This is a genomic window from Francisella-like endosymbiont, assembly GCF_003069505.1.
Taxonomy (GTDB): Bacteria; Pseudomonadota; Gammaproteobacteria; order Francisellales; family Francisellaceae; genus Francisella.
In genome coordinates, this window is the sequence record NZ_QAPC01000001.1 from 357,316 (window position 1) to 370,330 (window position 13,015).

Below are 13,015 nucleotides of genomic sequence, written 5' to 3' on the forward strand. Positions count from 1 at the left end.
TTTATCATTACTTTTTTACAAAGTTAATTGGCAAATTGAAAACATTTTAGGCATTTGGTTGCCATCTGTAAAGGCTATTTTCTTAAGTTTTATATAATTTATATTTTGGTCTAGTTTTAAGGCTATTTTTGTACTACAATTAACTTTTTACAGCCTTAGATTTCTTATTTGGCTTTAGCAGTTATTTTTATTCAAACTGCTTTCGCTTTTTGTCATTAAAAATACTAATATAATCGCAATTTTTAAAAAACATATATTACTCAAATGAAAAAAATTTTTGCGACATTTACACTATTGTTAGCTTTGATACCTTTTAGCTATTCTTATAGTAGGTTTGTGTTTGTATCGATGATAACACACCATGGTTATAGAGCATTTTACAAATATTTAAAATGCTAATTATAAGTGGGGAACCCAGCTGTCAGAACTTACTCCTATTGGAATGAATAAAGAGTATAACTTAGGCGTTCAGCTAAGAAAAAGATATATAAATTTAATCTTTTACCAAAGCATTATCTTGATCAAAGTATCTATGTATTATCAAGTCACATTAATCGCACTGTAGTCAGCGGTCAAAGTTTGCTTATAGGCTTATACCCAGCTGGGTACAGGCCGGCTTCTTAGTGAGGGCAATCCTGCAATTAAAAGTAGATTCCAACCAATACCAATAATGACTGTCAGCAGACTCGGACTTATACAGTTTCCTTATGAACAATATTTAGATGTATTGAAAAAGTATGTCTACAACTCAGCAGCATTGCAAAATAAGATAAAAGAAGTTCATCCTAATTTTGCAAAATGGCAGCAAATTACTAAGTAATTAAAATATCATGGCTAAATGATATCTTGGTGATAGGAGGTTTTGATTGTTGCTAAAGCGCATGACAAACCTTTGCCAGAGGGTTTATCTCAGGAGGATGTTGATAAAATGATTACTCTTACAGACTGAGGTCTAACACAACAGTTTAAATCACAAAAATTGCCTATATTATGGGTGGTAAATTGACTAATAGAATGATCGAAGATCTAAATAATGCTGCTAGTGGTAAGTCTAAATACAAAATGACTTACTACTCAGGATATGATCTGACACTCTTAGAGGTAATGGGTACTTTAGGAATGCCGCTAGATAGGGCGCCAGGATACGCAAGTAATCTACAAATGAGCCGTATGAAGATGGTGATGTGTATACTGTTAAGTTAGATATAATGGTAAGTGTGTCAAGCTACCGATAATGTATAAAGATGATAGCTGTACGCTAGATTCCTTAAACAAATATATCCAGCAGATAAATAATAAATTTCAAAAATAACTCTATAATTTAATTAGCCAAATAAGCTAAAAAAATCACCAGTTTTTACTTATTGATAGATATTTAAGTTTCCTAAAAATATCTAGATGTTGTAACTATTTTTGTTATACTTTTTGGTGAAAAAGAGTAGGAGAAAGAAAATAAAATGTCTAATCAAAGTTTACTTATTAAAAATGCTACTGTTGTAAATGAAGGCAAAACATTTAAATCTGATATTTTAGTTGAGAATAGTAGAATTGTCCAAGTTGCTGCAAATATAAATAAGCCAGCAGAGCAAATTATAGATGCTACAGGTCTACATTTATTGCCTGGTATGATAGATGATCAAGTGCATTTTAGAGAGCCTGGTTTGATGCACAAAGGTGATATTGAGTCAGAATCGCGTGCTACTGTGATGGGTGGTATCACATCGTATATGGAAATGCCAAATGTAAATCCAGCAACTATAGTAATAGAAAGACTAGATGAGAAAAAACAGCGTGCGGCAGCTAGATCACATACAAACTATGCTTTTTATCTCGGTGCGACAAATGATAATGTTGATGAACTAAAACGCCTCAAGCCAAATGATGCTTGTGCTATCAAAATCTTTATGGGCGCATCAACTGGTAATATGCTAGTAAATAACATTGAAACATTAGAATGCTTTTTTAGAGATAGTCCGTTACTAATTGTGACGCACTGTGAAGATACACCAATGATTGCAGAAAATGAAAATAAAGCGCGTGAAAAATATGGTGAAAATGTACCTATGGACTTACATCCAGAAATTCGCTCGAGGGAGGCGTGTTTTAAATCATCAGAGTTAGCTGTTTCATTAGCAAAAAAATATAACTCAAGGCTTCATGTATTGCATCTAACGACAGCTGAAGAGATGGTGCATTTTGATAATACTATCCCACTAGAAGAGAAGCGTATTACGGCAGAAGTTTGTGCTCATCATTTGTTTTTTTCGCGTAAAGATTATGCCGATAAGGGCGCTCGTATCAAATGTAATCCAGCTATAAAAGAAGAAAGCGATCGTTTGAAACTTCTAGAATGTGTAGCAAATGATACTATCGATGTAATTGCTACAGATCATGCGCCACATACATGGCAAGAGAAGCAGGGTATATATTTTAAAGCTCCTGCTGGTTTGCCGCTTGTTGAGCAGGCTCTTATATCAGTATTAGAGCACTATCACAAAGGTTTCTTAACTCTTGAGCAAATAGTCCAAAAAATAGCCCATGCCCCTGCTATAGTTTATAAAGTAAAAGAGCGTGGTTTTATCCGCGAGGGTTATTATGCTGACTTGGTATTAGTAGATCTTAATAATCCGCATACTGTTACAGATGAGTGTTGTCACTATAAGTGTGGTTGGACTCCATTTGATGGTTATACTTTCCAATCAAAAGTTCAGACAACTATTGTTAATGGTATAATTAAATACCACAAAGGTAAAGTTGTCAGTGATCAAAGAGGCCAGTGTTTAGAGTTTAATCATGAGTTTTGATAACTATTTCTAAAGGGTTAATTTATGATGTATTCAGTATTTATAACTGTTTTATCGGGTGTATTCGTATTTATTCTATCACAGTTTTAGAGTTGGTATTAAAACCTCGTATAGAAGTGAGTAAACTATATGCTTTAATAAAGTGAGAAAGTTTTAAGTAATCTAGCAAAAATACCTAATGGTAACATAGAAAATTCTGCGAGAGATATTCTAAAAGAATTAGGAGCAAAGCTAGTATCAATCACACATGCATACACTATATTTTTAAATTATGAGAAGAAAGATGTTATTAATAGTACAACAGTTAAATCTTATAGTTAATACTAGAAAGGATTTAGATAAAAGCTAGCTGAAAATATAAAAAATTAGCTGAGCAGCAGGATAATATAACTAAAAAAGAATGTGATAGCATTCCTTCTACAGAAAATGATATAGAAGATAAAGCTAATCCAGTAGATCAGACGACTTCAAATAATAGCAAAGAAGATAAAAAAACAATAAATAATCCTTGGAAAGGCACTTCTATAGGTTTAGGTGGAAGTATTATAACTGGGTAATAGTGCTACTACAAACTTAAGTGCTGGAGTAAGTATCAACTACAAGCCAATAGAAAAATGGCAAAGTAGTTTACTATTTAATTATTTATATAGTCACGATGATAATGTTTATGATACTTCAGGTGTTATAGTAAATAGAGCACAATTAAGCGCCAATACTTCATGGAACTTTGATAAAATCAACGGTGTATATGGTAATTTAAATTTCTTGCGTGATGAGTTGACGTTTTTAGGTATGTTTTGATGGAATCGTTAGGTTATAAAAGAGTTTTATATAAAAATGACAATATGTTGTTAAATATAACTGCAGGCCCAAGTTTGACACAAAATAAACTTGCTAGTACAGGTCAGTTCTCTAGTGGTATTGGTGCACAATCCGGCTTACAGTATGTATGGAATTTTACAGAGAAGACAAGTTTTAGAGAAGAGTTTATCGTAAACTATTCTTACCAGAATAATAAAGTAAATCCTAATGTTTTTATATACCAAAATAGCTCTATATTATCAGCTAATATATATAAAGACTTAAGTCTCCAGCTTCAATTTCAACTGAATGGTACTAATTTACATACTGCAGGTAAGAAACCAATAACAACAATTACAACTACTACTTTAACATATGAAATATAAAAATGACTATATTAAGCAACTGTAAGCTGTAACTTAAAGTATACTTTCTCTCAAAAGATTATTAGATTGCTAACAATGAATAGAGTGTTCTTACCTTTATACGATGATTTTTTATAAAACTACTATTTAAAAATATTTTGTATTACCATATTTACACTATTGAATTTTAATAGTTTTTAATACTTACTATGTAACATATAGTAAAGTACTTTTTTATTGCATAGAATATACACAAAAAATAACATAACTAAAATAGAGCAGTTTGGCTATAAGAGACTAGTCACGACTAACCATTATAATCTTACTATTAACTATCTTTATTTATTTTCAGTTAGTTAATATTATACAATTATAAAACTGACTTGTAGATAATTTAATTTGGTACCGAAAACGTGAGAAAACTTACAAACATTAAATGTAATTATGATATAACAGGTACCATTATGCTTAATAGTGGTGAATGTTTTTGAGCGCCGTAAACATCAGTGGCTCCAAATGCTCCTGAAGGACGAGATCTTAGAATTGTAGCTTTTATTACCAACGCTTGCGGAAAGCTTACTATGTTAATAATGCCTTCTTTAGAAATACCGTACATATTAGATATTAAATCTTCGTTTATTACACCAGAATCAACAGGTTGCTCATAACCAGCTTTTTCTTTAAAAATGAATATCTAATGTTAATTCATAAGGTTCTGCATTTTTACCGCGTATAACTTTAGCTAAATCAGTTATTGGTATAGTATTCATTGTTATACCTCCATTAGTTTGATAGGGAATAATTTTATAGGATCATCAATATGTAACAAATGGTAAACGCTAAATTAATATACTGCACCTACTTTTAAATCAGATGGTGAGTAAGGAAATGCTAAGTTTCCAGCTGTTGCTATTCTGTCTTTATAACCATAGTGCAGCATAGCACTTCGAGCAAAACTACAGATAGTGTTAGCTGTTTCCTGATCAGCAGCAACCACATCAATTATAATACCTAGTTCGTGGCTAGTAACTGATTTTGGTTCCAATTCTTCCATCACACCATTTTTTCTATAGATGTGAAACTGCAGTTTATAAGTATAACCTTATTTTTTGAAATTATCTTCAATTCTTTGCCTTACCACCTCTATTATTTCATCTATTTTACTAATTATAATTACATCATGGCATCCAGCAATCGAAACCGTACGATATCCAACTTTTTGCACCTTCTAACTTGACGGTATATTTATCAGAAACAACTAGTTTACTTCCATAAACTTTAACAGTACTTTTGGTATGTTGTTCAAAGGTTGTATCCTGTAGACTTAATGTACTACCAGGCCCTGGTAACTCATAGGAATTTGTTTTTTCATAAAGAGTATGCACAGCAACAGATGTTACAGTACCGTGTCTGTTGGTATTAAGTGGTTGAACAATAAATCTATCCGAAAGTAAGGTTCCTAAGGCGGAATCGCTACCTGGCTCTGCAAGCTATAGCACAATATTTTAATATTTTTCCCATATGTATTGCTAACCATGGATCATAGCCTTTTCTAATAGCATCAGTGGTAAACACTGCTGGATCATAGCAACGACCTGTAAGAATTATTTGTGCACCAGCATCTAATGCTTTTATCAAAGGTTTAACACCCATTTGTGCAACAATATATGTTGACTAAAATTATTTCCTTTTCTATTCAGTAAAAGAAATTCTCGACCCCAAATAATAAGGTCCTGGATCAGTAGAGCCAGCATCTACTGCAATAACATCAGGATTATATTTTAATCATTAGTTGAATGAAGATTGCGAAAAACTATACCCTATCATAGAAGTTGGTGAAAGTACTCGATATTCTTTCATAATTTAAAACTTTTCTTCTTAACTAGTAACATATTATGTTAAAAATAGCCTAAAAAATTTGCTGTAAAAGATATTTATATTAGTAATTGTAAATCACAATATGGCCGTATAAGAGTTAAAGTTTTGTAAGGTTGAGTTTGCTGTAATTATACAAAACTAAAAATAATATGAGATTTGAAATATGAATAAGTTATTAAAAGTAGCTTGGGTATTTTCGTTAATGGTTGGTTTTTGCTATGCAGGAGTTGATAAATCTCTTGGCCTTTTAGTTGAAAGAGCAGCTTTAATGTAGTGTGTTGAGTGTTTAAGCATAAACTTAATAGTCCTATCTACGATGTAGCTCAAGAAATTCGAGTTTTGCAAAATGCTCAAAACTTAGCAAAAGAGAATCATTTAGAGATAAACTCATTTCTAACTTTATTCAGCTACAAATGGATTTATCTAAAAAAATAGAGGATTACTATTGGAAGAATGCAACCCAGCAACAGCTTGAGCAACAAAGTTAGGATTGTTTAGCTCTAACTATTGCGATAAGATTAAAAAAGTTAATGAGCAACTTGATACAGCGATAAGTAAAAGTATTAAGCAATTATAAAGGATAAAGAGCTAGTTACGAAACTTAGCAAACTTGTTAAAAAGAAAAATATTCAAGGCATTCCGAAGATCAGAATTATTTAGATTTGCTAGCAAGTAGTTTACAAAATATTAAAAAAACTAAGTAATAACAACAAGTCAAAATATAGTTTACTATCACCACAAATTAAACTAATATATAGTTTCAATATAGATTAATAATTTGAAAAACTCAATGAAAATAATGTTCTCAGCAGATGGCATCTCTAAGTCAGATTTAGATAAAACAGCTACTGTTTCAAGTTATGTTGACTGTGTTAAAATAGGTCATATCTTATGTTCAACGTTATCTTTTAAAGAAATTCATGAGCTAGTAGGCGACAAAGATATTTTATTAGATTTTAAATTTCATGATATTCCAAATACAGTTAAAACAGCGATAGAAAACTATTCAAAAGCTATTCCAAATTTCAAATACTTCACATTTCATGGCACTGCTAGTGATGAGATGGTCAAAGCTGCACTTAGAGCAGATACTCAAGCTATACCATTAGCTGTGATTACACTAAGTAGTGATGCTAATTTTGATAAAGCAGATAGTCTGGTAAAATTTGGCAGATGTATAGATTTATGTGTGGAAAACTTTATATGTCATCCACATTTAGTTGCTGATGTGCGAGCTAAGTTTGGGGATAAAATCAAGCTATATGTTCCAGGTGTAAGGCTTGAGAGTGATCTTAGTGATGACCATTTTAATGCACTAACTCCCAAAAAAGCCAAAGAACTTGGTGTTGACTACATTATAGTAGGTAGACCACTATTGCGTGCTGATAATATCGTTGAGAAGTTAAAAGAGTTTGAGTGCTAAAAATGCAAAATAAAGATCTTAAGAGAATAATAATTTCGCCACCGTTTGGTAAGTATCTTAAATTCAAAGAGACTTCGAACGTTTATGGTTCTTTTACTGTAAATAGACGTTGGGGACTTATCAAACAAGCACTCAAAACCATTCGTAAAATAGATAAAAACGCATGGTGTAATAAGATTGGTTTGCGTAATCCAGGGCTTGCAAATGCTAATCCACCTAAAAAAGCTCAAGATATAATATCTCTAGCAGCATTAGAAATAATAGACTGGTATAGTTTTGCAAAAACTTTAAATCTACCAAAATTTGCAAATTATAAAAATATTGAGATTAATATTGGTTGTCCAAATGCTATTATTATTGATTTCCCAGCTGAATTAGCGCCAATATTTGCTGGTAGAAATATCAGTATCAAGATGCCACCAACTGTCGATCACAACACTAAAATAAGAGAATATATTGCAGTAGGAATTACAATTTTTCATTTATGTAATACTATCCCAACAGATAAAGGGGGTATTTCAGGCTATCCACTGCATGAGTACAGCTTACCAGCAATTAAAAAAGCTAGAGAGGTGTTTGGTGATAGTATCACAATCATTGGCGGCGGCGGTATTTATACATTAGACGATGCTAAGAAATATATCGAAGCTGGAGCGGATCATTTATCTCTAAGCTCAATAATGTTTAATCCTATAAGGGGTAAAAAGTTAGTTAAAGAGATTAATAGCCTTTCTTTTTAAGTAACAACCTATCAGTATTTTTATAAGATTGCGGTGCAAAATAATCCATCCATTCTTTTACTGCTTTGAAATTCTTAATAAAAGTTTGCTTGTTTCCTTGAGAGACTTTTTTAGCATTAGAATTTACAAGATCAGCAAATTCAGCAATCGTTTGTTGTCTTTGTTTATCTGACATAATAATATCAGCATATAAGCTATGGACTTGACTAAAAAGCCTACCTACAATGTTTTGCTCCATTTTATAAACAGGGCTAGCAAGTTTTAGCTTCTTATGAATATCAATATTTTTATGTTTAAGAAACAATCCTAAACAATAAACACTAAAGTGTTCAATACCTTGGATAAAAGTCATTTCCTCATCATGTGCTTCAGCTGTCATTTTCTCGATACTAAAACCAATTCTAGCTAGATCATTAATAAAATACTGATACTTATCTTGCTGTTTGCCATCGCAGACTACAATCACTTGATTTTCAGGTGAGCTAATAGTTGGTCCAAATATAGGGTGTAGTCCAACCAAAGGACCATTATAATTAGTGGGCATAGTCTCCCCTAAAGGCTCTTTTTTGATACTAGTATAGTCAGCTAATATAGTACCTTCTTAAAAGTAAGGTATAGTTTTTTGATAATCTCTGCTGTTAGATATATCGGTACAGATAGTATTACAATATCTTGATTAGTTAGCTTTTGTTGAGGATTTTACCAATTACTTTCATCAAAAATAGTCAGTTTGTATTCAGGCAAAAATTTACTAAAAATATTCTGAGTCATCTAACCCGTCTCACCATTACCACCAATTATACAAATTTTCTTTTGGATATTTATGCATTAAAACTAAAAGTTACAGGACCATCATTAGTGAATGATACTTTCATATCTGCGCCAAATATTCCTGTTTGAATTTTGTTATATTTTTTTCTAAAGATATTTTCAAATTCTTTAAACTTCTGTTTCGCTATTTCAGCAGGGCAACCACTACTAAAATTTGGTCTATTACCTTTATTTATATCAGCTGTAAGGGTAAATTGTGGTACAATAATTATTTCTCCATCAATATCAGTAAGCGATAGATTCATCTTATCAGTATCATCCTCAAATATTCGATACTTAAGGATTTTGTCAGCCATTTTTTCAAAATTTTAGTCAGTATCTTCCTTCTCAACACAGACTAGTGCTAAGATACCTTTATTTATATCAGCAACTTTTTGATTATCAACTATTACATTTGCACAATTAACTCTTTGAATAATACTAAGCAGGCTATTTTTAGAAAATTTATAAATATTTTTAGATTGTATCAAAAAATAACTCATACAGTATAAGACTTATTATGATGATTAATAAATAATTTGGGTTAAATAGCAGTATAGTGTAAAAAATAAATTAAATGATTAATACTTTACTGATGATTTCAAAATTATAGAGATTGTACTTATAACTACCATAGTTATTGGCGGCTTTTTTATTTCATACTTATTTGATCAAAATCCCTTAAAAGAATTACACTATAACACTTTAATAGTAGTTTTAGCTATGTCAGGTTTTTTAGCAATAGAGGAAATTTTTTTGCTCAAGAGTCAGCAAAGTCTCTTAGTAACAAGCTAGCGACTTTTATTAGCTACAGTCAGGAGTAAATAATTTAGCTATAGCTAGGCGATTTTTATTTATTTTAAAGACTGGGGAGTGTATGCAGATGCTACATTATTATTTATATTGTTTAACATTTTTTAGCTTATCAGCAATTATTCATACATGGGATTTTCTAAAATATAATAATCCCAGTATAAAAAATGCCCTAAGAGGTGTTTTAATGTTAGGGTTATTAGTTTGGCTTATCCCTGTTATATATCAAGCACTACAACTATCTATATACCAGTTTTTTGTTTCTTATATAAACTATAAAAACTAAAACAATTATGATTAAACAAAGTATTGGACCAAGTATAATAGGCACTTGCTTGTCTATATGCTCACCTAAAGAACCTGAAATAAATAGATATATCGAAGCACCTATAGAACCAGACATTATCAAATAGGAAGAAACTTTTGGGCTAGAGTAGTTAGTGTTGTTAATTCCATATCCTAAAAGTGTTGGAAACATTGCGGCACAGCCAAAGCCTAAGATAACACCTCCTATAATAAATCCAGCTAAGAGTATTAGCAATTAAATAATAATATACACCACAGGCTTTATTTTTGTCAGCACAAGCAAGGCAACAACTAAGTGTGAAAGAGCAATAATTCCCCAAAATAAGCCGATGATAAGACAGACATCGGTAACTTTTATATACTTTGCTCCCTGTAAGTATGGTGAGAACCAGTATGAGACAATATATTCGATATATACATAGATCATTATTGCTGGAGTTAGACTGATTATTTAGCTGCTTATTGATACTTACGGTGTCTTTCTCTTCAAATTTTGCCAAAGTTATAGTTATCAATAAAATTAAATACAAACTACCCATACCAATAAACACAGCTTGCTAAGAGAATTGCTGTACTATATGACTATCAATAAAAGGTACAAAATCAGAGCCTGCACCAAAGAAAAAGTTTAAAACATTCAAACGTGATTCACTCTTACCATTATTGCTTGTATGCTGTATGTATTGTTTGACTAACAGGAGGTTACGAGTAGACCAACAAAGTACCAATTTAAAAGAGCTCAAAATAGCGTAGATATATAAAGGCTAACTAGCAGCTATAGTAAATTGCACGATAACACCAATTGCCAGTGCAATTAGTAGGAGTTTTCCTGCAGCTTAGAGAACTCATTGTTTTTGAGCTTAAAGCATTACCTACCACAAAAGCCGCAATATATTTAAAACATCAATATAGACAATATGTGAAACATTAACATTATAATGAGATGAAATTTGTGGTGATACCAGTCCAAGTATTACGCCAAAACCTCCAGTAATAAATGCTGCAAAAAAGTAAATGTTTACAGCCCTCAACTTTAACCTCTGAGGAACTATAAAAGTTATGAATTGTTTATTTGTATTGATAGATGCTATTGATATGTTCTCTAGTTTTTATTGACATATTGAATTAAGCTCTTATAAGTTAATAGCTGGATTATTTTGATCATGAGCTTTTATTTTTAATATATTCTTTAGTGTCTGAGATGCCTCAAATCGCATTTTAATTGACTCTTCATCATTATTGACAAAGAGCTCAATACTAGTTGTATCTAAGAATATATCTACAGATATATGTTGAGAAGTTATATCTTTTATAAAAGCTTGAGGCATAAGTTCAGAGCAGTTTGATAGCAAATATTAAAAACAAATCCTTGATTATCTTCTAAAAGATCTAAATGCCACTGATTTTCTGAGCTAAATTTAATATTGCTTTCTAAGCTCTTTATAGCTATCTACAGGGTAGGATATGAGCTTATTATTTTTTACTTTAAGCTGTCTGATTAGACTCATTGCACCAGCGGAGTCTTCTTTTGCAGGGTTTTTATAATCTTGCCAACAGTTCATCCAACCAATTGCATATCTATTACCATTAGCCTCAAAAGTTTGAGGAGCATAAAACTCTTATGCAGAGTCAATATCATCTAGCTGGTGTTTTAGCACTAAAGTGCTTACTATAAAAATCACCAATATAATAAAACGACTGATAATTAAAGTCTTTGTTATCTTTACAAAAATAGATAGTATCAACACATAATTACCATCTAAATAAAATAAATCAGACACTCTAGTGTTCTACCAGAAATAGTTTTTTCTTGAAATAAAATACTTTGAAAATCCCAGCTCTCAGTATCATCAGATCTATACAGTACAACACTTTAGTAGCTATTCGCATAAGTTCCAATTATAAGATAATGCATTTAAAATATCATACCCTACTTTAGGATCTCTAAAATTATAAGAGCAGAAATCTGACTTGCGATTTATTATTTTTTGTAGGCTTTGAGAAAAAAATAGCATCTTTTCTCTTTATTAGAAATTGTTTTTGTATGAAAATATTTGGTGAGTTTTGTAAATCTTCAAAATGTTCTGTATCAACAAGATAAAGCTCATTATTTACAATCATTGCACTACCAGAAAAAGCTCCACCGATATATCTATCATTGATCATTGTGTGGATAAATAGCAATAGTTAGATGTTGCCAGGGAACAAGGTCTGTAGGTACTTCATGTCCCCAATGTAGCGTTGTTGTATGTTTACCATAAGGGTAATGCTGGTCATATGGTATTTACCTTTGAAATAAACTAAACCGTCTGGATCATTCATCCAAGCTTTTTTAGCAGTAAAATGATACTATAAGCACTTAGTATTGTGTATGTCGCTATTATCATGCGAATGATATGATTTAAATCTATTAGCTTGTAAGCTAAAGCACATACCACCTGTCTCAAGTAAGTTAGCATCTATATCCAACCATTTTGGATACTCAAGTTTTGCATATTGCTAACTATTTTGAAAATATATTCTTGACCAGCTACTAATGACCATTCAACATGGTAATATTTTGTTTTTAGTGTTGTCGACACTATCGCGACACATTCAAGAATACTGTCATTATGTTGTAGTCTAAATTGACCATCATTAATTGAGTTGTAATCAAAAGAGATTACAGAGTTATTTTTAATATTGATATGAAAACAACTATTATTAAGTTTTTGTATGAGCATTATTTAAAAAACCAAAAGCTTAATTTTTCTAGCCTACCTAGCACAACTGTTGATCTGTTATTACTTGTTCCAGATTACAGATATATCTTTGTATTTGATTATAGCTGTGTGTCTATTAACTTTTGTGTATATGCTTAATGATGCAAAAAATACCACAAATCTTAAAGAAAAATTCTCCAGATAGTCGGATGGTTTTAGTTGTTGATGCAATTATTTACTTTATTGTCTACAGTCAGATGTTCTCAATCATAGTGCTATTTGCAAAACATAATGTTGATCTTTATTTAATTGGCTTTAGTGTTTCTCCAGCAACTTATGCAGCACTAGATTCTTTTTAGCTAATTGTGTTAAG

12 protein-coding genes and 5 pseudogenes are annotated in these 13,015 nt (G+C 31.3%); 8 read left to right on the top strand and 9 right to left on the bottom strand.

Annotation, left to right across the window (positions count from 1 at the left end; genetic code table 11):
- Positions 1-264: 264 nt before the first annotated feature.
- The 4 genes and pseudogenes from C9379_RS02020 (at position 265) to C9379_RS02030 (ending at position 3,991) form a co-directional block, all read left to right on the top strand.
- Positions 265-1,312: pseudogene (locus C9379_RS02020) on the top strand (histidine phosphatase family protein).
- A 145-nt stretch (positions 1,313-1,457) separates the two neighbouring features.
- Entirely contained in the window at positions 1,458-2,804 is a 1,347-nt protein-coding gene (locus C9379_RS02025; protein WP_143384747.1) for a dihydroorotase, read from the top strand.
- Between the two features lie 549 nt (positions 2,805-3,353).
- Positions 3,354-3,605 (top strand): DUF481 domain-containing protein, encoded by a 252-nt coding sequence (locus C9379_RS08690; RefSeq protein ID WP_143384987.1) that lies wholly within the window; start codon positions 3,354-3,356, stop codon positions 3,603-3,605.
- A complete protein-coding gene (locus C9379_RS02030) occupies positions 3,605-3,991 on the top strand; it encodes a DUF481 domain-containing protein (RefSeq protein WP_143384748.1) in 387 nt (128 codons plus the stop codon). Before C9379_RS08690 ends, C9379_RS02030 begins: the two co-directional genes overlap by 1 nt.
- A gap of 421 nt (positions 3,992-4,412) precedes the next feature.
- Here the strand turns inward: C9379_RS02030 and C9379_RS02035 are convergent, their stop codons facing one another.
- The 5 genes from C9379_RS02035 to C9379_RS02055 all read right to left on the bottom strand — a co-directional run bounded on the left by C9379_RS02035 (position 4,413) and on the right by C9379_RS02055 (position 5,623).
- On the bottom strand, positions 4,413-4,664 hold the full coding sequence (locus C9379_RS02035; protein WP_318263350.1) for a DUF4387 family protein: 252 nt from the start codon (positions 4,662-4,664) through the stop codon (positions 4,413-4,415).
- The gene (locus C9379_RS02040) at positions 4,651-4,740 is read right to left on the bottom strand and encodes a DUF4387 family protein (RefSeq protein WP_318263296.1); all 90 of its coding nucleotides are present in this window, start codon (positions 4,738-4,740) and stop codon (positions 4,651-4,653) included. The genes C9379_RS02035 and C9379_RS02040 overlap by 14 nt, the downstream gene beginning before the upstream one ends.
- A 74-nt stretch (positions 4,741-4,814) precedes the next feature.
- A complete protein-coding gene (locus C9379_RS02045; RefSeq protein ID WP_318263297.1) occupies positions 4,815-5,024 on the bottom strand; it encodes a hypothetical protein in 210 nt (69 codons plus the stop codon).
- A 124-nt stretch (positions 5,025-5,148) separates the two neighbouring features.
- Entirely contained in the window at positions 5,149-5,355 is a 207-nt protein-coding gene (locus C9379_RS02050; RefSeq protein ID WP_318263298.1) for a hypothetical protein, read from the bottom strand.
- A gap of 88 nt (positions 5,356-5,443) precedes the next feature.
- A complete protein-coding gene (locus C9379_RS02055) occupies positions 5,444-5,623 on the bottom strand; it encodes an acyclic terpene utilization AtuA family protein (RefSeq protein WP_318263299.1) in 180 nt (59 codons plus the stop codon).
- A 388-nt stretch (positions 5,624-6,011) separates the two neighbouring features.
- Between C9379_RS02055 and C9379_RS02060 the strand changes: the two are divergent.
- From C9379_RS02060 to C9379_RS02070, 3 genes and pseudogenes are all read left to right on the top strand, one after another.
- A pseudogene (locus C9379_RS02060) lies at positions 6,012-6,552 on the top strand (chorismate mutase).
- Between the two features lie 86 nt (positions 6,553-6,638).
- Positions 6,639-7,271: an orotidine-5'-phosphate decarboxylase gene (gene pyrF / locus C9379_RS02065; RefSeq protein WP_343377501.1), complete on the top strand. Its 633-nt coding sequence runs from the start codon at positions 6,639-6,641 to the stop codon at positions 7,269-7,271.
- Between the two features lie 2 nt (positions 7,272-7,273).
- Positions 7,274-8,011, top strand: coding sequence for a diguanylate cyclase (locus tag C9379_RS02070; RefSeq protein ID WP_143384750.1), 738 nt, complete (start codon positions 7,274-7,276; stop codon positions 8,009-8,011).
- Here the strand turns inward: C9379_RS02070 and C9379_RS02075 are convergent.
- The 4 genes and pseudogenes from C9379_RS02075 to C9379_RS02090 form a co-directional block, all read right to left on the bottom strand.
- Positions 7,992-8,555 carry a prephenate dehydrogenase dimerization domain-containing protein gene (locus tag C9379_RS02075; RefSeq protein WP_318263300.1) on the bottom strand — a complete coding sequence of 188 codons (564 nt, stop codon included), beginning with the start codon at positions 8,553-8,555 and terminating at the stop codon, positions 7,992-7,994. The genes C9379_RS02070 and C9379_RS02075 overlap by 20 nt on opposite strands.
- 277 nt (positions 8,556-8,832) lie before the next feature.
- A pseudogene (dtd, locus tag C9379_RS02080) lies at positions 8,833-9,270 on the bottom strand (D-aminoacyl-tRNA deacylase).
- A gap of 602 nt (positions 9,271-9,872) precedes the next feature.
- Positions 9,873-11,031: pseudogene (locus tag C9379_RS02085) on the bottom strand (MFS transporter).
- 42 nt (positions 11,032-11,073) lie between these two features.
- Positions 11,074-12,663 (bottom strand): annotated as a pseudogene (locus C9379_RS02090) (glycoside hydrolase family protein).
- Between the two features lie 137 nt (positions 12,664-12,800).
- On the opposite strand from C9379_RS02090, the gene C9379_RS02095 reads away from it, so the two are divergent.
- On the top strand, positions 12,801-13,001 hold the full coding sequence (locus C9379_RS02095) for a POT-type proton-dependent oligopeptide transporter (protein WP_343377502.1): 201 nt from the start codon (positions 12,801-12,803) through the stop codon (positions 12,999-13,001).
- The last annotated feature ends 14 nt before the right edge of the window (positions 13,002-13,015 follow it).